This is a genomic window from Kribbella caucasensis, assembly GCF_004361855.1.
Lineage (GTDB): Bacteria > Actinomycetota > Actinomycetes > Propionibacteriales > Kribbellaceae > Kribbella > Kribbella caucasensis.
Map to the genome: position 1 here is coordinate 1 of NZ_SNWQ01000023.1, position 20,331 is coordinate 20,331.

At 65.9% G+C, this 20,331-nt stretch carries 18 protein-coding genes; 7 read left to right on the top strand and 11 right to left on the bottom strand.

The genetic code is table 11. The features are described 5' to 3' along the window. The coding region (locus EV643_RS34970; protein WP_133804492.1) for a DEAD/DEAH box helicase at positions 1 to 3,014 on the bottom strand (3,014 nt) is incomplete at its 3' end. Between the two features lie 321 nt (positions 3,015 to 3,335). Between EV643_RS34970 and EV643_RS34975 the strand changes: the two genes are divergently transcribed. Then, positions 3,336 to 3,875, top strand: a complete 540-nt coding sequence (locus tag EV643_RS34975) for a class IV adenylate cyclase (protein ID WP_202869895.1) — start codon at positions 3,336 to 3,338, stop codon at positions 3,873 to 3,875. A 69-nt stretch (positions 3,876 to 3,944) separates the two neighbouring features. On the opposite strand, the gene EV643_RS34980 is transcribed toward EV643_RS34975, so the two are convergent. Further along, positions 3,945 to 5,834: a DUF2075 domain-containing protein gene (locus tag EV643_RS34980; RefSeq protein WP_133804494.1), complete on the bottom strand. Its 1,890-nt coding sequence runs from the start codon at positions 5,832 to 5,834 to the stop codon at positions 3,945 to 3,947. A gap of 147 nt (positions 5,835 to 5,981) precedes the next feature. On the opposite strand from EV643_RS34980, the gene EV643_RS34985 reads away from it, so the two are divergent. From EV643_RS34985 to EV643_RS35000, 4 genes are all read left to right on the top strand, one after another. Further along, on the top strand, positions 5,982 to 6,329 hold the full coding sequence (locus EV643_RS34985; protein ID WP_238166018.1) for a nucleotide pyrophosphohydrolase: 348 nt from the start codon (positions 5,982 to 5,984) through the stop codon (positions 6,327 to 6,329). 459 nt (positions 6,330 to 6,788) lie between these two features. Next, positions 6,789 to 7,202 (top strand): hypothetical protein, encoded by a 414-nt coding sequence (locus EV643_RS34990; protein WP_133804495.1) that lies wholly within the window; start codon positions 6,789 to 6,791, stop codon positions 7,200 to 7,202. A gap of 89 nt (positions 7,203 to 7,291) precedes the next feature. Next, positions 7,292 to 8,041 (top strand): 3-hydroxybutyrate dehydrogenase, encoded by a 750-nt coding sequence (locus EV643_RS34995; protein WP_133804496.1) that lies wholly within the window; start codon positions 7,292 to 7,294, stop codon positions 8,039 to 8,041. Between the two features lie 14 nt (positions 8,042 to 8,055). Further along, positions 8,056 to 9,876 carry a helix-turn-helix domain-containing protein gene (locus tag EV643_RS35000; RefSeq protein WP_238166019.1) on the top strand — a complete coding sequence of 607 codons (1,821 nt, stop codon included), beginning with the start codon at positions 8,056 to 8,058 and terminating at the stop codon, positions 9,874 to 9,876. Here the strand turns inward: EV643_RS35000 and EV643_RS35005 are convergent. The 7 genes from EV643_RS35005 to EV643_RS35035 all read right to left on the bottom strand — a co-directional run bounded on the left by EV643_RS35005 (position 9,873) and on the right by EV643_RS35035 (position 16,540). Further along, positions 9,873 to 10,640, bottom strand: a complete 768-nt coding sequence (locus EV643_RS35005) for a hypothetical protein (RefSeq protein WP_166665691.1) — start codon at positions 10,638 to 10,640, stop codon at positions 9,873 to 9,875. The two genes, EV643_RS35000 and EV643_RS35005, sit on opposite strands and share 4 nt — an antisense overlap. A gap of 1 nt (position 10,641) precedes the next feature. Further along, positions 10,642 to 11,703, bottom strand: coding sequence for a branched-chain amino acid ABC transporter permease (locus EV643_RS35010; protein ID WP_133804499.1), 1,062 nt, complete (start codon positions 11,701 to 11,703; stop codon positions 10,642 to 10,644). After that, a complete protein-coding gene (locus EV643_RS35015) occupies positions 11,700 to 12,572 on the bottom strand; it encodes a branched-chain amino acid ABC transporter permease (RefSeq protein ID WP_133804500.1) in 873 nt (290 codons plus the stop codon). The genes EV643_RS35010 and EV643_RS35015 overlap by 4 nt, the downstream gene beginning before the upstream one ends. Then, complete coding sequence (locus EV643_RS35020) at positions 12,569 to 13,831, bottom strand: ABC transporter substrate-binding protein (protein ID WP_133804501.1); 1,263 nt, start codon at positions 13,829 to 13,831, stop codon at positions 12,569 to 12,571. The genes EV643_RS35015 and EV643_RS35020 overlap by 4 nt, the downstream gene beginning before the upstream one ends. Before the next feature lie 30 nt (positions 13,832 to 13,861). Next, positions 13,862 to 14,563 carry an ABC transporter ATP-binding protein gene (locus EV643_RS35025; protein WP_238166020.1) on the bottom strand — a complete coding sequence of 234 codons (702 nt, stop codon included), beginning with the start codon at positions 14,561 to 14,563 and terminating at the stop codon, positions 13,862 to 13,864. Further along, a complete protein-coding gene (locus EV643_RS35030; protein WP_133804502.1) occupies positions 14,547 to 15,293 on the bottom strand; it encodes an ABC transporter ATP-binding protein in 747 nt (248 codons plus the stop codon). The genes EV643_RS35025 and EV643_RS35030 overlap by 17 nt, the downstream gene beginning before the upstream one ends. Before the next feature lie 80 nt (positions 15,294 to 15,373). Continuing rightward, positions 15,374 to 16,540 (bottom strand): epoxide hydrolase family protein, encoded by a 1,167-nt coding sequence (locus EV643_RS35035; protein ID WP_133804503.1) that lies wholly within the window; start codon positions 16,538 to 16,540, stop codon positions 15,374 to 15,376. Between the two features lie 62 nt (positions 16,541 to 16,602). Between EV643_RS35035 and EV643_RS35040 the strand changes: the two genes are divergently transcribed. Both EV643_RS35040 and EV643_RS35045 read left to right on the top strand, forming a co-directional pair. Further along, the gene (locus tag EV643_RS35040) at positions 16,603 to 17,559 is read left to right on the top strand and encodes a helix-turn-helix transcriptional regulator (RefSeq protein ID WP_133804504.1); all 957 of its coding nucleotides are present in this window, start codon (positions 16,603 to 16,605) and stop codon (positions 17,557 to 17,559) included. A gap of 198 nt (positions 17,560 to 17,757) precedes the next feature. Next, complete coding sequence (locus EV643_RS35045) at positions 17,758 to 18,123, top strand: SDR family NAD(P)-dependent oxidoreductase (protein WP_238166021.1); 366 nt, start codon at positions 17,758 to 17,760, stop codon at positions 18,121 to 18,123. A 123-nt stretch (positions 18,124 to 18,246) separates the two neighbouring features. Here EV643_RS35045 and EV643_RS35050 read toward each other — a convergent pair whose 3' ends face one another. Both EV643_RS35050 and EV643_RS35055 read right to left on the bottom strand, forming a co-directional pair. Continuing rightward, positions 18,247 to 18,570 carry a hypothetical protein gene (locus EV643_RS35050; RefSeq protein WP_238166022.1) on the bottom strand — a complete coding sequence of 108 codons (324 nt, stop codon included), beginning with the start codon at positions 18,568 to 18,570 and terminating at the stop codon, positions 18,247 to 18,249. A gap of 91 nt (positions 18,571 to 18,661) precedes the next feature. Beyond that, positions 18,662 to 20,299: a glycoside hydrolase family 13 protein gene (locus EV643_RS35055; protein WP_133804506.1), complete on the bottom strand. Its 1,638-nt coding sequence runs from the start codon at positions 20,297 to 20,299 to the stop codon at positions 18,662 to 18,664. Positions 20,300 to 20,331 lie beyond the last annotated feature (32 nt).

Here is a 20,331-nt window from a genome sequence, read left to right on the forward strand (position 1 = left end):
GTGTGGGTGGTGTAGGTGGCTGGGCCCAGGAAGAGGTAGGGCGCGGTGCCGAGTTCGTCTTCCTTGTGTTGTCGGGCGAAGATCAGGATGCTTGAGCCGCGCTTGTGGTGGTTGAGGTAGCGCTGACCCGTCGCCGAGGTGATGGAGGTTGTGCTCTGCGATTCCCAGTGGAACAGCGTGGGGCTGATGGCGTAGTCGCGGTACATCGTGGTTGGTGAGTAGTCGGCCTCGGACTTGGTGAGGGTGACTAGGAACGCGTCGGTGCCGGCTTCGTCGGAGTACAGGACGCCTTGGCGGAAGATGCTGGGGCGGCGGTTGAGGTTCGCGTATTTGAGGGCGGCAAGGATTTCCTCCCGCTGGTAGCGGGCGTGGATTCTCAGTGGGAGAGCACCGAGCGCGCCGGAGAGTTCGAGGGTGCGGTGCCGGGCACGGTCCATTGCAAGGTCGATGACCTCGATCAGCTCGTCGCGGATTGCCTGCTCTGACCGAAGTGCTTCGAACCCCTCCTCGTAGGACGCGAAGCCGCCGCCGTCCGGCCAAAGTGAGAAGAAGAGCATGCGGGCATAGTCACGTTCAGTCGAACCCAAATCTTCGTACGACGGGCAGTCGTCCTTGAGGAGCAGGCGATACCCGTGCATTCGCTGCGGGTCATCGACATGAGCGAGGGCGCGGATCCGTCGAAGAAGGGTTGCCTCGCGATCACCGCCCGGACGAGTTGGGAGGCCGGCATCCCGGCGGAGGGCTGTCCAGCTACGGCGGTTTCGCAGTACATCGCTGATCTCGGTGCCGGACTCGGTGAGGAAGGTGGCGAGGTCAGCGTCGCCGTGCGCGCGCAACTCACTGACCATGTCGCTCCAACGGCCAGAAATCTGGGCGCGTAGGTTGTCGAGTACGGCTTGCTGGGCAACCTTGTCGAGGACGATCTGGCAGCCAGCTGGAAGGAACGGGAACCCTCGCTCGATCTGGCGTTCGAGCCCTCGCCGAGTGTCTCCAGTCAGTGCCCGGAAGCGCTTGTCGAACCGGAACTCCCTGCGTTGATGTCCGACGAAGTCAAGTGCAGTCAGGACTGCCTTGCCGTGGGATTGGCGCAAACCGCGGCCGAGCTGTTGGAGGAAGACCGTCGGGCTCTCGGTGGGCCGAAGGAAGAGGACGGTGTCGACCTCCGGAAGATCCAGACCTTCGTTGAACAGGTCGGCTGCGAACAAGACGTTGACCCGGCGCTCCTTGAGGTCGCGAAGTGCCTGGTCGCGCTCGACTGTTAACGAGTTGCCTGATACCGCGCGTGCAGGGATGCCCGCATTGCTGAACACGGTTGCCATGTACTCGGCGTGCGCAACTGACACGCAGAAGCCGAGGGCCCTCATCCCGTGAACATCCGTGAGCTTGTCGCGTACCTCTCGCAGCACAATCGCGGCCCGGCCGTCGTTGCCGGTGTAGAGGTTGTCGAGCTGCCGCTCGTCGTAGCGGCCGCGCTTCCACTCGAGACCCGCGAGGTCGGTGCCGTCGGCGATACCGAAGTAATGGAATGGGCAGAGGAGATCATCCGCCAGGGCGTCCCAGAGTCGAAGCTCTACCGCAGTCCGGCCGCCGAAGTACTGCTGAATGTCGAAACCGTCGCTACGTTCGGGTGTGGCAGTCAAGCCCAGGAGTTCGCGCGGTTGTAGGTGACTGAGCAACTTCTGGTAGGTCGGCGCGGCGGCATGATGGAACTCGTCGACGACCACGATGTCGAAAGCGTCGGCCGGCACGGACGTGATGTCGTACGAGGTCAGGGCTTGGATCGAAGCGAAGACATGGTCCCAGCGCTCTGGCCGCGCCCCGGAGAAGTACTCCTCCCCGAAACTGGCGTCAGAGAGGACTTCTCGGTACGTCCGGAGCGACTGCTGGAGGATCTCCCGCCGGTGGGCGATGAAGAGCAGCGATGGTGCCGGTTGGCCGCGCTCCGCGGCTGCATCGCGCAGACGCCGGTAGTCGAGTGCCGCGATCACCGTCTTGCCAGTACCGGTTGCTGCAACCACGAGATTTCGGTGGCGATCGTGGACCTCGCGCTCGACCTCGATCGTTTCGAGCATCTCAGCTTGGTACGGCCTCGGGCGGACCTCCAGGCCAGCGAGTGAGATGGTGACTCGCTCAGATGGTTTGCGGTTGCTGGCTTCTGCCAGCGCATCGTCGAGTCGGTCGCGGTCACGTTCTGGGTCATAGGGCTCGAAGGTGGAGTCGTTCCAGTAGGTGTCGAAGGTGGCACCGAACTTGTTGAGCAGGCCTGGCGTTGCGATCCGCGACAGGCGGACATTCCACTCGACGCCATCGAGCAGGGCTGCACGCGAGAGATTTGAGGAACCCACGTACGCCGTGTCGAAGCCGGTGTCGCGTCGAAAGAGCCAGGCCTTTGCGTGGAGGCGAGTCCGGAGTACGTCGTACTGGATCTTCACCTCAGCGCCGAAGTCCTTGACAAGTCGGTCCAAGGCGGATCGGTCGGTCGCACCCATATAGGTGGTGGTGATGACGCGGAAAGGAGCATCTCGCATTCGAAGGCGCCGCAGTTCGGGCTCAAGCAGCCGGAGGCCGTACCACTTGACGAAGGCGCACAGGAGATCGACCTCGTCGGACGTGTCGATCTCGGCTCGCAGCTCGGAACCGAGGGCAGGTTCGCCATGGGCGTTGGTGAGCAGAGCGGCGTCCGACAGGGGAGTGCTGGGACGAACAGCACTCCGCGGAGTGATCCCCGGCCCGGCAGGCGGGCGCAACGCGAGCAGTTGCCGTGGCGAGTTGTCCGGCAGGGAATCTTCTTGCAACGTCAGACGCGTGAGCAAGTCGTTGACAAGTGCAACTCGCTCGCCCTGGTCTCGGGTGCCACCGAGGACCCGAAGTACTGCGTCTCGAACATGCCGAGCAAGCACGTCCGGCTGGTCCGCCTCGTCGACTGCCTTCAGGACATGTTCTAGCCCGTCGGCTTGATCGAGCGCCTCGAGCAAGCCGTTCGTGATCAGCGCGTCGTAGATTCCTGGCTTCATCCGGTGATCACCACACAGCGAGCTTGCCAGATGGCCCCGACAACTGCTGTCCGCGGCGCAGTCTCGAGCGTGTCCACCCGCCAACAGCCTGGAGCTTGTTCGCTGAGGCTGAAGTGCGGACGAGATTGTCCTCGACTACTTGGTGGAGGGCGTGGCGGGTTTCGGGGTCGGTGGCCCAGAGGGCGGCTGGGGGAGCGTCGCCGACGGCGCCTGTGGAAGAGTTTGTGCGTAGCGATCTGCGGAACGCAGATCATGTCGCTTTGTGAGCCCGAGTTTCAGACGCTGACCGCGAAGTACGCGGCTGGATAGATGGGGTGACTGGTGCCGGTCGAGTATGAGGCGAAGGTCCTTGATGTGGAACCGAACGGGCTGGCTGAGCGGATCGTCGGGCTCGGTGGTCGGCGCACGGCGTACGGACTGATGCGGCGCTATGTCTATGACGTCCGGGCGGGGGACGAGTCGAGGTGGATTCGGTTGAGGGACAACGGGACGACGGTGACCTTGACGGTGAAGGAGATTGCGCACGACGGGATTGACGGTACGACGGAGACCGAGGTGGTCGTCGGGGACTTCGATACGACGAACGAGTTGCTCGGGCGGATCGGGTTCGAGCCGAAGTCGTACCAGGAGAATCGTCGGGCCAGCTTCGAGCTTGGTGGGGCTCGGTTGGAGATCGACTGGTGGCCGTTGATCCCGCCGTACCTCGAGATCGAGGGTGACTCCCGTGAACATGTCGTGGAGGTCGGCAAGCTTCTCGGTGTCAGCGAGGATCGTTTGACTGGTGAGAACACCATCAAGGTCTATGCACGTTATGGGATCGACCTGGGCGGGATTGACGATCTTCGGTTCCCGCCGGAGTAAGCCCGGTCCGGGGCCGCGGTCGAGGGCTTGCTCGGGCGACGGCATCGCGGAAGCGAACCTACGTCGTAGCTAAGTACGGACGAGGTCGGCTGTGATGAGTTGGTGGAGGGCTTCGCGGGTTTCGGGGTCGGGGGAGTAGAGGACGGTGCCTACCATGCCTCGGGTTAGTAGGACCTTGTAGGTGTTGCGGACTAGGCGGTCGAAGGTGGGGTCGTCGGTGGTCTTGCGGTTGCGGAAGGCTGGGTCTTTGTTGGCGTCTCGGGCGGTGGTGAAGCGGCCGTTGCGCCAGAGGAGGTCGGGGCCGAGGATTACGCCGCTCCAGTCGTATTCGAAGCCCTGGGCGGTGTAGATGCAGCCGACCTGGCCGAAGCCGTTCGGGTCGGTGGCCCAGAGGGCGGCTGGGGGTGCCTCGCCGACTGCGCGGTCGCCCTTGAGGTTCCAGGGGCGTGACCAGTCGCCGATCTGGACGTCGGGGACCAGGGTCTTGTCGGGGCGGGGATCGCTCCATGGCCAGCAATAGCCTGCGGCGATGCGGGCGCCGTAGCCGGCGGCGAGCTTCTCCTGGAGGATCGCTTCCAGTTCGTGCGGGGTGTCGGCGATCTCGATCTGGAAGGATGGATCGCCGGTCCACGGTTGTGGATCGCCCTCGGTGAGGCCGAGGAGGCGGAGTACCCATTGGACGTACTCCTCGCTGCCGCCGCAACGGAACTGGGCGTCGAGGTCGACCCGATGAACCGGCAGGTTGAGCGCAGCGGCGTACCGCTCGATTTCGGCGACGGTGCCCAGCTCGCCGGGCTTCACCACTTGGTTTTCGTCGAGCAGGAACACGGGAACGCGTGCGGCCGCGATCAGTTCGTCGACTTGTGGGCGGCCAGTGCGGAATTCGGCCTTCGTGTAGCGGTCGACTGAGGTCTCGCGGATGCGGTGGGCTTCGTCGAGGATCAGGACGTCGAGGTTGTTGGGCTCGGCGTCCATGAACTGGTTGAAGTACTTGAATATCCGTTGCACCTCAGGCCGTCGGTGGCCGGCGACCTTCCGAAGTGTCTGGGTGAACGAGCGTGATCCAGTCGCGTGGAGAACGCTTCGGCCGCGGCGGGCGAGTTCGCCGAGCAGGGACAAGGCGATCACGCTCTTGCCGCTACCGGGACCTCCGGTGACGATCACGACGGACTTGTGGTTTGCGCGGCGAGCTCGTTCGACTTCGTGGAGTACGAGCGAATGCGCGAGCTTCTGCTCGGCGACGAGGACGAACTGCTCCCGCCGCTGGACCTCCTCCGCGGCAACCGCGAGCAGTTGCTTCGACGGTGCTACTGCCGACTGGATTAGCTGGTCGGCGTACGGGCTGCCGGGGACCGCTGGGTCGAGGCGGTCGCGTAGGAAGTCGACGAACTCCGCCCGGCGCGCGCCGATGAAGAGGTGTCCGCGGGAATCCTGCGGGTAGTCGAAGAGATCCTGGACGTCGGTCTCGGAGGTCGCGTTGTGCAGGTAGGCCGCGCCTGCGAGCGGATCCTTCTGGCCGTCGAGGAACTTGGTGAAGTCGGCGAGGTAGTCGCAGTACCCGCGGACCTGGGCGACCGGGTGCAGTCGTGGAGCGTTCGGGTAGCTGTCGATGAGGACGAGTTCGCGGTCGTCCTGCCACGCCACTGCTCGGCTCCACTGCTTGAGCTCGATCACCACGTACGACGGTTCGCCGGTGCGTGGGTGGCGACCGGCGAGTACGACGTCGGCGCGTTTCGAGGTCAGCGGCAGGTGGTGCTCGATCAGGACCTCGACCTGGTCCAGACCGGCCTGGATCAGGTCCTGCGCCAAGATGGGCAGACTGCGTTCCCAGGAGCGGATCTCGGCTGGAGCGGCACGCCTGCCGGTGTGGTGACGCATCTGTTCGGCGATTCGTAGGGCCAAGGTTCCGTCGAGGGTCAGCTCGGCGAAACCGACGGCGGAATGGCGAAACAGCGTCACGGGTGAGATCCCCCAGGCAGCACGAACAGAGTCGTGCGGGTGGGGGCGTGTCCTGTGAACGCATATGTTCGGCGGAAGCCCGTCGGGCCGCGCCACCGACTTTATCCACTGGCCGGGGCCCGTGGGGTTCGTGGCATGCTCGGCGGCGTGTCAGATCTGATCGAACTGCGAGACCGGATGCGTGCCTTTACCGACGAGCGCGACTGGGCGAAGTTCCACGACCCGAAGTCGCTCGTCCTCGCCCTCGTCGGTGAGGTCGGGGAGTTGGCGGAGTTGTTCCAGTGGTTGCCGGCGGATCAGGCGGTGGAACGGGTCGGCACCGATCCTCTGCGACGGAGGGTGGGGGAGGAGTTGGCTGATGTCCTCGCCTATCTCGTCCGCCTGGCTGATGTTTTGGACATCGACTTGGCCGAGGTTGCTCGCGCCAAGCTTGCGGACTCGGCTTTGCGGTTCCCCGCCCACGACGTACGGGGTGAGGCGCCCGAGAAGGGCTAGAGGCCGTGAGGGGGTGGCTACGGAGGGGATTGGAGGGGTGAAGGGTCGAATGTCGGCTCTTTGGGTGGGGTACCCGGATGTATGGCCAAAGGCAAGAGGCATGCCAAGAAAGGCAAGGGTCCAGCTGTTGCTGCGGGGGTTGCTGGGGTCTTGTTGATTGGCGGGGTCGTGGCGCTGGGGCAGTTCGACCTGCGGGTGGGCTCGCGGCCGGGGGCGGGGGTGACGCCTACTCCTGGTTACAGTGCGTCGGGACCTTCGAGCTCTGTGGAAGCTACGCACGGTCCGACGGCATCGCATAGTCCGGTGCCGAGCACAATGACGGGCTCGCCGACTCGGGCGACACGTAGCCCCGGTGCAAAAGGTAGCCCGAGTAGGGCTACGGCTGCGGCGTGTTCGCGGGAGCTTGCTGCTGGCGAGACGGCCGTGCAGGCTGCTGGTACTGCGGCTGACGGGTGGCGCGTGCATCTTCGGACGCGTGACGAGCTGTTGGCCGGGAGGATTTCGAGGGAGACCGCGCAGAAGATCTGGGATCGGACCATGGTGGCCGGGCAGGGCCATCTGGCCTTGCTCGCTTCGGCGGCTGCCGCTCGCGCCGAGGATCGTGGAAGCTGCGAGAAGATCACTGGTCCCGCGGCGAACTCGTGTCGGCAGCGGATGGATGCGCTCGACGCTGCCGTTTCAGCGGGGCGAGCCACCGCCGATGACTGGGACGCGCATATCGAGAAGATGAAGGCGTACGCCGCTCACCAGTTCGGGCGGCAGCATGCGCAGGCGTTGTGGGTCGCGGCCTGGACGGGCGCGCCGAAGAACCTCAACGCCTTTTCGAGGGCCGAGGCCGCGGTAGCGAAGGCACCACCTTGCCGCCCCCTCTGAGTTGTGTGTCCGCGACTCACATCGTTTGGTGCACGGGTATGTTCCGCGCGCACGTGTCGGTGTGAGGCGGCCGTGCTTAGCGTCAGGGGATGAGGAATGATCTGGCCGGCCGTTCGGCTGTCGTCACGGGCGGGGCGAGCGGGATCGGCGCGGCGTGTGCGAAGCGGCTTGCCGACGCAGGCGCCGAGGTCGTAGTCGTCGACGTGGACGGTGTCGGCGCCAAGCGGGTCGCGGAGGAGGTTGGTGGGCGGGCCGAGGTTGTGGATCTGGCCGACCTCAAGGCAGTGGACGCGCTCGAGCTGCGCTGCGACGTTCTGGTCAACAATGCCGGGCTGCAGCACATCAGTCCTGTCGAGGACTTCTCTTCGGAGCGGTTTTCGCTCATGCTGCGGGTCATGCTCGAAGCGCCCTTTCGGCTGGTCAGGCAGGTGTTGCCGCACATGTATGCCAAGAGGTGGGGGCGGGTTGTCAACATTTCGTCGGTGCATGGGTTGCGGGCTTCGCCGTTCAAGGCGGGGTATGTGGCGGCTAAGCATGGGCTTGAGGGGTTGTCGAAGGTGATTGCGCTGGAGGGGGCGGCGCATGGGGTTACGTCGAACTGCGTGAACCCTGCGTATGTGAGGACGCCGTTGGTTGAGGGGCAGGTGGCGGCGCAGGCGGTGGCTCATGGGCTCAACCCCGATCAAGTAGTCGAGCAGATCATGCTCAAGCCGGTGGCGGTTAAGAAGCTGATTGAGCCGGAGCAGGTGGCGGAGTTGGTTGCCTATCTGTGCAGCCCGTACGCCGACCAGATGACCGGCGGCTCCTACCTGATGGATGGGGGGTGGACTGCACGCTGACTGAAGCGAGGTTTTTGAGTCTGCTTGCTCGGGATGCTCCGGCCGAGGAGTACGACGAGCCGGTGCGTGCTGCCGTCGCGGAAGGGGCCGCCCCCGAAGAGATCGAGGAATTGCAGCGGGCGAAGGTGCTTGCGCTCAGGGTACGGCGGGCGTTGGAGCATCGGCGTCGGCGGGAGATCGAGTTGGAGGCGTTGTTCGAGACGGCCGGCGATCTTGCTGGGTTGCAGGATGTTGATGCGGTGCTCAATGCGATCGTGCGGCGGGCGCGGACGTTGCTGCATACGGATGTCGCGTACCTCACGTTGATCGATCCCGATCGTGGGGATACGTACATGCGGGCAACGGCCGGCGTGGTTTCGGCGACCTTTCAAAGGGTTCGGTTGGCGATGGGAGCCGGTCTGGGCGGCCTGGTCGCCGACACCTCGTCGCCGTATGCCACTGACGACTACGCCGCGGACCATCGGTTCGATCACGTCAACGACGTTGACAGTGCTGTCGCCGATGAGGGGCTAGTCGCGATCCTTGGCGTGCCGCTGTTGTTGGGGCCGCAGGTTCTTGGGGTGTTGTTTGCGGCGGATCGGAGTAGGCGGCCGTTCGCGCGGGACGAGATCTCATTGCTGTGTTCGTTGGCGGCGCATGCGGCGATCTCGATCGATGGTGCGAGGTTGCTCGAGGAGGCGCGGGCCGCCGTACGGGAGTTGGATGCGGCGAACACGTTGGTGCGGCGGCACAGTCGGGCGGTGGAGCGGGCGGCCGAGGCGCATGACAGGTTTGCCGATCTTGCGCTGAGGGGCGGTGGAGTCGATGAGGTTGCCGCGGCGGTTACGGAGGTGATCGGTGGCGAGCTGATCGTGCTGGAGGGTGTCGATGACGCACCGGCCGCGTGGAGGGAGGCTGTTGCCGCGTCGCGTGCCGAGGGAAGGGCGGTCTGTCGCGACGGTACGTGGGTCGCGGCCGTGGTGGCTGGTTCGGAGGAGTTCGGAGCGCTCGTACTCCGGGGTCGGAGGGATCTGGAAGGTGCGGATCAACGGGTGCTGGAACGTGCTGCGTTGGTGACTGCGCTGCTGCAGTTGATGAACCGTACGGCGATGGAGACCGAGAACCGGATCCGCGGCGAATTGATCTCAGACCTGGTCACGAACGGCGAGCGAGCCGGTGATGCTTTGAGGGAGCGAGCGAGGCAGGTCGGGTTCAACTGCGACGGCGAGTTCGCGGTGGTGGTCGCGGAGACCGATCGCGAACGCCTGCACCGGTTGGCGTTCGCGGCCGGCCATCTCGCGTCGCAGTCGGAAGGGATCGCCGGGCTGCACCAGGAGCGCGCAGTACTGCTGCTGCCTGGTGAGGAGGCGGGTGCGGCTGCGCGGCGGCTTGCGAAGGAGTTGGCGGTGGCGATCGGTCAGCCGGTGACAGTGGGCGCGGCGGGGCCGGTGTCGGGGCCCGAGAGGGTTCCTAAAGCGCATGCTGAGGCGCAGAGGTGTTTGGAGGCGTTGACGGCGCTCGGCCGGTGCGGGGATGGGACGAGCAGCCGCGAGCTCGGCTTCATGGGGGTGTTGCTCGGTGAGGCCGAAGGCGTCGAAGGGTTCGTGAACAACGTGCTCGGTCCCGTCCTCGAGTACGACGAACGCCGGGGGACCGGGCTGATCCAGACGCTGGAGACGTACTTCGCCAACGGTGGCAACCTGACCCGCGCCAAGGACGATCTCCACGTACACGTCAACACCGTTGCCCAGCGCCTCGATCGGGTATCGCAACTCCTCGGCAACGACTGGCACGAAGCCGAGCCCGCGCTGGAGATCCAGTTGGCGCTCAAGCTCCATCGCCTCATCCGGTCCTAATCGATGAGGCCGGCGTTCCGCGCGGCCAGGGTCGCCACCACGAGGTCCTCCACAGCAAGACCGGCTGACACGAAGATCGTGATCTCGTCCGCGGTCTCGCGCCGCACCTCACCGCGAGCCAGCCCGACCAGGTCGTCGACGAGCCGACCACCGATTTCCTGCGGGTAGGGGGCGATGGCGTTGATGTGCGTGCCGGCCGCCACCTTGTCGCCGATCAGCACCGGCTCCGGACCTGACTGACACAAGCAGATCAGGTCGGCGCTGGATGCATCCGCTGCGCTCGCCACACCGACCGGATGACCCTCGCCCCGGAGCATGGCGACGAATCGCTCTGTCGCCACTGGCTCGTCTCCGACGATGTCGATCTGTTCCAGCGAAGGGCGGACCCAGCGCATCGCGCGGACGTGTTCGCGGGCCTGGACGCCGGTGCCGAAGACCGCCAACCGTTGTACGTCGGACCGTGCGAGCGAGTCCGTGGCCAGGGCTGAGACAGCCGGCGTACGACGGGCCGTCAGCGCGGCGCCATCGAGCGTTGCGACCGCAGCGTCGCCATCGCCGAGGAGCACATACAACCCCGGACGATTCACCCCGGCGTTCCGGTCGACGGCCGACATGGTCACCTGCTGGCCGTTGCCTAGCGCAACACTTTGCGGCAGAGCCATCGACGGGCCCTCGGCGAGGCTCTTCCGTAGTTCGGCGACCACCTCCTCGAAGGGGGTGAGCCGGTAGATCCGGCCCGCGTCGAGGTGCGGAGGACCGTTCATCTCATGACTTCGGCGCCACGGCCGGCTCCTGCTCGACCGCCGGCGCCGTAGTGCCGCTGAGGTGCGGCTCTGCATCCGGAACGGAGCGGCGGCGGCGCAGCAAGTGCGCGACCGTTCCCCAAACCCCACGGCGGAAGAGCAGCACGACACCCACGAAGATCAGTCCCGTGATGAGCCCAGGACCAGTGATCTCCAACGGACCGATGTTGATGCCAGAGGTAGCGACATAGTCCTCGACCTGCACGATCACAGCAGCACCGATCACGCTGCCCCACAGCGTCCCGATCCCACCGAGCACCGTCATGATCACGACCTTGCCCGACGTCGTCCAGTACACCTCCTGCAACGACGCGAACCCATGGCTGATCGCATAAAGCCCACCCGCGAGCCCCGACAACCCCGCCGAGATCACGAAGATCATCACCTTGTACCGATCCACCGGGAACCCAAGAGACCGAGACCGAGCAGGGTTCTCCCGGATCGCGACCAGCACCCGCCCAAAGGGAGAGTGCACCACCCGCCACGCGATCAGCAGACCAACCAACGCGATCGGCAACCCGGCGTAGTAGAAGTAGAACGGATCCGACAAGTCCAGCCCGAACAGCTCCTTCGGGATGCCCTGCAGCCCGTTCTCCCCACCGGTAACGCCGCTCCACTGGTTCGCGACGAAGTACACCATCTGGGCGAAAGCCAAAGTCACCATCGCGAAGTAGATCCCGGTACGCCGTACCGCGAGCAACGCGATCGGCACAGCCAACACCATCGCGACCACCGACCCACCAAGAACCGCCACCGGAAATGGCAGACCAGTCTCGATCGCGATCGTGCCGGCCGTGTACGCCGCACTGCCCCAGAACGCCGCGTGCCCAAAAGACAGCAACCCCGTAAACCCGAGCAGCAGATCAAGCGCAACGGCGAACAACGCCCACGCCACGATGTCCATCGCCACCGGCGGGTAGATGTACCAAGGCAGAGCCAGCGCGACCAGCAGCCCGCCAACCACCGCCAGAACTCGCCACAACAAAGGCAAACCCGCCAGTTTGCGGACCACCATGACCGTCATACGGCAGTCTCCTCACGGCCGAACAGACCGGCCGGCCGCCAGAGCAGCACGACGGCCATCAGGATGAAGACCGACGTGGTCGCCAGTCCGGGCACATAAACGTTGCCGAGCGCCTGCAGCATGCCGATCAGAAACCCGGCGGCCACCGAGCCGAAGATCGACCCGAGCCCGCCGATCACGACCACCGCGAACACCAGGATGATCAGGTCCGCCCCCATCAACGGGCTGACCGCCCGCATCGGGGCCGCGAGTACGCCGGACAACGCGGCCAGCGCGATCCCGAACCCGAACACCGGCGAGATCCACCGGCCGACGTCGATCCCCATCGCCCGGGTCAGCTCGGGCCGTTCGGTCGCCGCACGGATGATCATGCCGACCCGAGTCCTTGCCAGCAGCAACCAGGCGCCGACCGAAACCAACACAGAGAACACCAGCACGAACACCTGGTACGCCGGGAAGTCGAACAACCCGAGGTCAACCGTGCCACGGAGTCCGGCAGGTTGCGGGTACGGCTGCGGCTGGGATCCGTACTTCATCCGGAGCAGATCCTGGAAGATCAGAGTCAACCCGAAGGTGAGCAAGAAGTTGTACAACGGGTCCAGCGCGACCAAGCGGCGTACCAGCAACCGCTCCAGCAGCATCCCAACTACCCCAAGAGCAAGAGGCACCACGAGCAGGGCGATCCAGAAGGAGACCCCGGCCTCGTTGAGCAGGATGAACGCGCCGAACGCACCCAGCATGAAGAACGCGCCGTGGGCGAAGTTGACCACACCGAGCATCCCGAAGATGACCGCCAGGCCGAGCGCGAGCAGTGCGTAGAAGCTGCCGTTGACGAGTCCGTTGAACGCGTGCTGGAGCAGATCGCTCATCCCTGGCCCATCTTGCAGGCGCTCTCGGACAGCGGCTTGAACGCCTTGTCCGCGGGGATCGTGGTGACGATCTTCTCGTAGTCGTAGTCCTCCTTGACGTCGCTCTTCGGCTTCACCTCGGCGAGGTAGACGTCGTGGATGACCCGGTGGTCCTCGGCGCGGATCTTGCCGTTGCGGAGGAAGAAGTCGTTGATCTCCTTGCCTTCCAGGTTCTTCACCACGTCGTCCGAGGCATCGGTGCCGGCGGCCTGGATCGCTTCGAGGTAGTTCATCGCGGCGGAGTAGTTCCCGGCGTGCGCGAACGAGGGCCGGGAGCCGGTCTTCTCCTTGAACTTGTCGGCCCAGTCACGGTTCTGCTGGTCGAAGTTCCAGTACCACGCGTCGGTGAACCGGGTGCCCGCCAGCGCGTCCGGTCCGAGCGAGTGGATGTCGGTGATGAACATCAGGCCGACCGACAGGCCGACGCCCTTGTCCTTGAGCTTGAACTGGTTGTACTGCTTCACCAGGTTCACCAGTTCACCACCGGCGTGCATGGTGCCCAGTACGTCGGGCTTCGCGGCCGGCGCCTGCAGGAGTTGCGAGGAGAAGTCGCCACTGGTGTTCGGGAACTCGGACGACTTCTTGCCGACGACCTTGCCGCCGGACGTCTCGATCGCCTTGCTGAAGCTCTTCTCCATGTCCTGCCCGAACGCGTAGTCGGGGTAGACGATGTACCAGTTCTTCGACCCGGCCTCGGTCACCGCAGTACCGGTCCCGTTCGCCAGCATGTAGGTGTCGTAGGCGTAGTGGAAGGTGTACTTGTTGCACTTGTCACCGGTCAGCGCGGTCGTCGCGGCGGTGATGTTGAAGTACAGCTTCTTCTTCGCCAGCGCCTGGCCGGCGACCGCGAGCGCGGCCGACGACGTCGGTACGTCGAAGATCGCGTCGGCCTGCTGCCGGTCGTACATCTCCTGCGCCTTGGTGTTGGCGACCTCGGGCTTGTTCTGGTGGTCGGCGACGACCACTTCGATGTTCTTGCTGACGGCATCGTCGGCGTGCTTGGCCTTGAAGTCCTCGACGGCCATCTTCACCGCCTCGACCGCGTTCGGGCCGGACAGCTCGCTGTAGATACCGGTCTGGTCGTTGATCACGCCCAGCACGATCTTGTCGTCGCTGATCTTCCCACCGCCACCGGACGGGCCGCCCGCCCCGCCGCCACAGGCTGCCAGCAGCGAGACGACCGCCAGGGTCGAGATCGCCGGGATGAGGTTACGTCGCATCAGTTCTCCTCCGATGGGTTTAGATCCCCGTCAAATGCCCAAGTACTCGAGCAGCTCGTGCTCGCGTTCCTTGACTTCGGCGTTGTCCAGCGTCTGCGCGACCCGGCCTTGGGCGAGCAGGTAGTGGCGGTCGGCAACGGTCGACGCGAACCGGACGTTCTGCTCGACGAGCAGCACCGTCACCCCGGCCGCCTTGACGTCGCGCAGGATGTCGCCGATCTGGTGCACCAGCACCGGCGAAAGACCTTCGGTCGGCTCGTCGCAAAGGAGGAGCCGCGCGCCCATTCGCAGTACCCGGGCGATGGAGAGCATCTGCTGCTCGCCACCGGAAAGCTTGGTGCCTGGGAATCTGCGGCGTTCCTTCAGTACCGGGAACGACTCGTAGACCCGGTCGACGGACCACGCGCTGTCGCTGACACCGGGTGGCAGTTTCAGGTTCTCCTCGACGCTGAGGCTGGCGAAGATGCCGCGGTCGTCCGGTACGAGGCCGAGACCCCGTCGGGTGCGTCGATGGGCCGGCAGGTGCGTGATGTCGTTTCCGTCGAGGGTGACCGTGCCGGCCGTCGGGCGATGGAGGCCCATCAGGCAGCGCAGCAGGGTGGTCTTGCCGGCGCCGTTCCGGCCGACCAGAGTGACCACTTCGCCCGTTGCGACCTCGAGCGACACGTCCCGCAGTACCTGCGCCTCGCCGTACGACGCGTTGACGCCCTGCACGCTAAGCAGCGGACTCACCACCAAGGTAGGCCTCGATCACTCGCGAATCGTTGCGAACCTCGTCGTACGTCCCCTCGACCAGGATCCGGCCGAACTGCAGCACCGTGACCCGATCGGCGAGACCGGCCACGACACTCATGTTGTGTTCGACCAGTACTACGGTGCGGCCGGTCCGGACTCGTTTGACCAGCTCGACTGTCCGCTCGACGTCCTCGAGACCCATACCGGCTGTCGGTTCGTCGAGCAGCAGGACCTTTGGGTCAAGGGCAAGAGCGAGGGCGAGCTCGAGAGCCCGTTTCTGCCCGTAGGCGAGCGTTCCGGCCGGTACGTCGCGGAGTTTGGCGAGGCCGACCTCGTCGAGCAGTTCACCGGCGCGGTCGTGGAACTTGGTCAGCACCCGGTCCGATACCCAGAACCGGTGACCCAGCTTCGTCGTCCCCAGCAGGGCCAACTCGACATGTTGCTGCAGGGTCAAGTGCTCGAACAGATTGGTGATCTGGAACGACCGGGCCACACCGAGTCGCGCGATCCGCTCGGGTGGCGACCCGGTGATGTCGTGCCCGGCCATGCTGACCCGGCCGGCCGTTGGTTTGAGGAAGCCGGTCAGCAGGTTGAACAGCGTCGTCTTGCCGGCGCCGTTCGGGCCGACCAGAGCATGCACGTGACCTTCCTCGACAGCCAGGTCGACGCGGTCCACGGCAGTGAAGCCGCGAAAGCTCTTACTCAGCCCGCTGGTCTCGATAACCATGGGTGGAACTTAGGCGCGCGGCGAATTCCGAGCTATGTCGTACAACTACACACTGATCGCGCGTTTAGTGTGTCAGCGGCCTACCGGTTCACCAGGCGGAAGAAGGCGCGGAGGTCTTCGACGAGCAGTTCGGGTGCTTCCATGGCGGCGAAGTGGCCGCCTTCGGAGTGGTCGGCCCAGAACGGCATCTTCTCGTCCGGGTCCATCATGCGGCGCAGTACCGGCGAGGTGTTGAAGACTGACCAACCAGACGGGACGGCTGACGGAGCCACCCAGTCGAGGCCGGAGTGCATCGCCTCCCACAAGAAGCGGGCCGCTGACGCTCCGCTACGGGTGAACCAGTACAGGGAGATGTTGGTGAGGAGTTGGTCGCGATCGACGGCCTCGTCCGGCGTCGCCGCGGCCGGGTTGGTCCAGGTGGCGAACTTCTCCGCGATCCACGCCAGCTGGCCGACGGGGGAGTCGGTCAGCGCCGCGGCGATGGTTTCGGGCCGGTGGGACTGGAGGTCCAGGTAGCCGCGTTCGGCCTGCCAGGATTCGCGTTCCGTGGCGATGACCGCTCGCTCGTCCTCGTTGAGGTGGTCGGGGATGGGGAACTGTTCGCCGGCCAGGCCGAGGGAGCCGCGGTCGCTGTTGACGAGGGTGCCGATGACCTGGTCGGGATGGGTTGCGGCGAGGCGGCCGGTGACGCCTGCGCCTACGTCGCCGCCGTGTGCGCCGTACTGCGAGTAGCCGAGGCGACTCATAAGTTCGGCGAAGGCGGCCGTCGTACGGGCGACCTCCCAGCCGGCCGACGAGACCGGGGTGGAGAAGCCGAAGCCGGGGATCGAGGGGATGACGACGTGGAAGGCGTCCTCGGCCGATCCGCCGTGGGCGACCGGGTCGGTGAGGGGGTCGATCAGGTCGAGGAATTCGCCGATCGAGCCGGGGTAGCCGTGGGTCATGAGGAGCGGGGTCGCGTCGGCTTCCGCTGAGCGCACGTGGATGAAGTGGATGGTCTGGCCGTCGATCTCGGTCAGGAACTGCGGGTAGGCGTTGAGCCGGGCTTCCGCGGCGCGCCAGTCGTAGTCGTTGGCCCAGTAGGCGGCGAGGTCCTTCAGGTAGTCGAGGGGTACGCCGCGGCTGAAGTCGGTCGCCGCGCCGGGAGCGGGGTCGGGCCAGCGGGCGATGGTGAGGCGGGTGCGGAGGTCTTCGACCTCGGCCTGGGGGATGTCGATGCGGAAGGGGCGAATCTCGGAAGTGTTCATGAGTACGACACTAGAAGTGATTGCGGAAAGGTTTCTTCCGCGATTGGTGAGAAGATTCTGGAATGTTGGAGACTTCGGCGCGATTGCTCCGGCTGCTGTCCCTCCTGCAGGCGCGGCGTGATTGGACCGGGCAGGAGTTGGCTGAGCGGCTTGGTGTCACCACGCGCACGCTCAGGACGGATGTCGAGCGGCTTCGCACGTTGGGGTATCCGGTGGAGGCTCGGCCGGGCGTTGCCGGTGGGTATCGGCTGGGGGCGGGGGCGGCGCTTCCACCGTTGTTGCTGGATGACGAAGAGGCGGTCGCGGTTGTGGTCGGACTCCGTACTGCTGCCGGCGGGAGCTTGGCGGGTATCGAGGAGTCGTCGGTTCGCGCGTTGGTGAAGCTGGAGCAGGTGTTGCCGTCGCGGTTGCGGCATCGGATTGGCGCCCTGCAAGCCGCGACGGTCGCGGTGCCTGGGACCGGGCCGACGGTGGATCCCGAGGTGCTGACCGCGGTCGCGAGTGCGATCCGGGCGAACGAGCGACTTCGGTTCGATTACGAGAGTCGGGGTGGGATCAGTAGCACTCGTACGACGGAACCGCATCGCCTCGTCGCGTGGGGACGCAGGTGGTATCTGGTTGCCTGGGACAACGAACGTGAGGACTGGCGTACCTTCCGGGTCGATCGGATCACGCCGCGTACGCCGACCGGTCCGCGCTTCGTGCCTCGAGAGTTGCCGGAACAGGACGCGGCGCAGTACGTGCAGAGCAATGTGGGAGTGGCCGCCTGGCATTACCGAGCGCGGGTGCGGGTCCATGCGTCAGCGGAGTACGTGAAGGCACGGATGCCGATCCCGATCACTCCCGAGGTGGTCGACGCCGACACGTGCGTGATCGAGGTCGGGTCGGACGCGCCGCATCAACTCGCCCTCTACCTCGGCCTGCTCGACGCGGACTTCGAAGTACTCGACAACCCGGAACTGGCCGAGGCCTTCAAGAACCTGGGGGACCGCTACTACCGCGCGGCTGGCGTGATCTGATCGTGGGCATGGTTGAGACGCGACGAGTGGGATTGGTGACCGGGAGTTCGCGGGGATTGGGGGCGGTGATCGCGCGGCGGCTCGGGCGGGACGGGTACGCGGTGGCGGTCAACGGGCTGCCGGGGGACGGGTTCGCCGAGATGGTTGCCGAGGACATCCGTACCGCGGGCGGGGTGGCGTCGGGAGGTGGTGCCGGGGATGCGCGAGCGGAAGTACGGGCGGATCGTGCAGATCGACTCGGAGGTCGCGTTCCGGTCGCCGCCGCACCGGTCGGCGTACGCGACGGCGAAGAGCGCCCAGGTCGGCCTGACGCTCAGCTGGGCTCGCGAACTCGCACCGGACGGCATCACGGTGAACACGGTCGCGCCCGGGTTCATCCCGGTGGAACGGCATGCGGAGGTGCCGGCGGCCGAGCGGGCGGAGTACCTGGCGTCGATTCCGGTCGGGCGGATGGGGACACCGGACGACATCGCGCACGCGGTGAGCTTCCTCGCCTCCGAGGGCGCCGGCTTCGTCACCGGCCAGCGAATCGTCGTCGACGGCGGCCGCGAACTGCTGCCGTAGCAGCTGGAGCGACGGACCCGGGGGCCGGTCGGAGGAGGGGCGGCCGCCGGGCCCGCCGGATCAGGGTGGAGCGGCGGACCCGGCGCCGAGTCAGGGGTGCTCAGGGGCGCCGGGTCCGCCGGTTTATGGGTGAGCAACGATGACGTGAACGCTGCCGTGGTGTTCCAGCTGGTTCGTCATTGCCCGGTGGCCGCTGGCGATCAGGTGTTGCGGGGTCGGTACCAGAACGGCCCAGACGTCGTTGTCGCGTCGGATCTCCTCCAGCAAGGCGTGGAACGCGGCCGGCGCGGCGTTGGCGTGGTCGACGTACACGGTGCCCAGGGCGTACCCCTCGGAACCGGCGTACGCGGCCAGTGTCAGCTTCGCCGCGGCGATCTCGTCATCCGTCATCAGGAGGTGGGCGCGGATGTAACCGAGGAGCAGCGGTCGGATTTGGGGATCGGCCACGGTCATCGGTCCATCACGTCCCGCGCGACGTCGCGCACCATCAGGACGACCAGGACCCCGGTGAGGAGCATCAGCACCCACATCTCGGCGATCATGCGGCCTCACCGACTGATTCAGCGGCGGCCAGGAGGTACCAGGCCGCGGTGTCCGGTGGCAGCTTCCCCTCGTCCACCGCAGAGTCGCTCGCACACAGGAGGTCGCCTTCTACCGGCGTACAGACCCACCTCGTCGAGCAGTTGACGACACAGGCGAAGTTGTCGCCACGGGTGAAGGCGAGCACGCCGGGCTCGGCCGGCAGCCAACGAAGATCTGACGAGCCGAAGAGCTGCCGCATGGACAAGGCTGAACGGTAGAGGTGCAGGATCGAAGAGCCGGCGTCGAGCAGCTGCCGATCCACGGCGTGATCGGCGAACCACTCAGGCTGCGGCAACCAAGGCCTGCCGAACGAACCAAGACCACCAGCCGAGAAGCCGAAGGAGTCCGCTTCAGCTGCCCACGGCATCGGGACCCGGCAGCCGTCCCGCCCGCGCCGCGCGCCCTCGGTGCGGTGGAACATCGGATCCGTCAGAACTTCTTCCGGCAGGTCGGTCACCTCAGGCAGCCCTAGTTCCTCGCCCTGATACAGGTACGCCGATCCCGGCAACGCAAGCATGAGCAAGGCGGCCGCGCGGGCACGTGCCTGGCCCAGTTCGAGGTCACCCGGGCCCAGACCAGGCGCCCCGCCGGCATAGCGAGTCGCGGATCGAGGCATGTCGTGGTTGTTCAGCACCCACGCGACCCCGGAGCCTGCGCCCACCGTTCCGAGCCCTCGGTCGATCACTTCACGGAACACCTCGTCGTTCCACGCGGCCCGGAGGAACTCGAAGTAGAACGTCTGGTGGAGCTCGTCGGGTCGCTGGTACAGCGCGAGTTCCGCCGCATCCAGAACGCCGACCTCACCGACAAGGGCCGCGTCGTACTCCGCCGCGATCGATCGCCATTTCCGCCAGACATCGTGCACCTCGGGTTGGTTCCAGGCGTGCGGGTTGACCGGATCGCCGGTGAGTTCGTCCTGTACGGCGTGTTCGTGGTCCGGCAGTCCATCGGCTTTGTGCAGTCCGTGGGCAACGTCGATCCGCAGCCCGTCGACCCCACGGTCGAACCAGAACCGAAGGACGTCTTCGAAGTACGCCTCGACCATCGGGTGGCGCCAGTTGAGGTCGGGCTGCTCGGGGGCGAACGTGTGCAGGTACCACTGACCCGGCGTACCGTCCGGCTCCACGATCCGCTCCCAGGCGGAACCGCCGAAGATCGATCGCCAGTTGTTGGGTGGCAACTCGCCCGACTCCCCGCGCCCGTCAGCGAAGTGGAACAACGAACGCTCCGGACCACCGGCCAGCGCGGCCGCGAACCACGGGTGCTCGATCGAACAGTGGTTCGGTACGACGTCGATCATCACCTTCAACCCGAGCAGATGCGCGTCCCGGATCAGCCGATCGAAGCTGTCCAGCGTGCCGTACGCCGGGTCGACCGCGGTGTAGTCGGCCACGTCGTACCCGTGATCGTGGCCGGGCGACGGGTAGAAGGGGTTCAGCCAGAGGCCGTCGACGCCGAGATTCAGCAGGTACGGGAGCTTGGCGCGGACGCCGTCCAGGTCGCCCACCCCGTCGCCGTCGGCATCGTGGAAGCTGCGCACGTAGACCTGGTAGATGACGGCGGTCCGCCACCATTCCGGCGTACTGGTGAGCATGGGATACCTCGGCGTCGGTCTCGAGCTGGAGT

Coding starts and splice junctions, on each gene's coding strand:
- EV643_RS35005 (WP_166665691.1), bottom strand. CDS start 10,640: ATGAACGGTCCTCCGCACCTCGACGCGGGCCGGATCTACCGGCTCACC.
- EV643_RS35045 (WP_238166021.1), top strand. CDS start 17,758: ATGCGCGAGCGGAAGTACGGGCGGATCGTGCAGATCGACTCGGAGGTC.
- EV643_RS34995 (WP_133804496.1), top strand. CDS start 7,292: ATGAGGAATGATCTGGCCGGCCGTTCGGCTGTCGTCACGGGCGGGGCG.
- EV643_RS35015 (WP_133804500.1), bottom strand. CDS start 12,572: ATGAGCGATCTGCTCCAGCACGCGTTCAACGGACTCGTCAACGGCAGC.
- EV643_RS35020 (WP_133804501.1), bottom strand. CDS start 13,831: ATGCGACGTAACCTCATCCCGGCGATCTCGACCCTGGCGGTCGTCTCG.
- EV643_RS35040 (WP_133804504.1), top strand. CDS start 16,603: ATGTTGGAGACTTCGGCGCGATTGCTCCGGCTGCTGTCCCTCCTGCAG.
- EV643_RS35055 (WP_133804506.1), bottom strand. CDS start 20,299: ATGCTCACCAGTACGCCGGAATGGTGGCGGACCGCCGTCATCTACCAG.
- EV643_RS35035 (WP_133804503.1), bottom strand. CDS start 16,540: ATGAACACTTCCGAGATTCGCCCCTTCCGCATCGACATCCCCCAGGCC.
- EV643_RS35030 (WP_133804502.1), bottom strand. CDS start 15,293: ATGGTTATCGAGACCAGCGGGCTGAGTAAGAGCTTTCGCGGCTTCACT.
- EV643_RS35010 (WP_133804499.1), bottom strand. CDS start 11,703: ATGACGGTCATGGTGGTCCGCAAACTGGCGGGTTTGCCTTTGTTGTGG.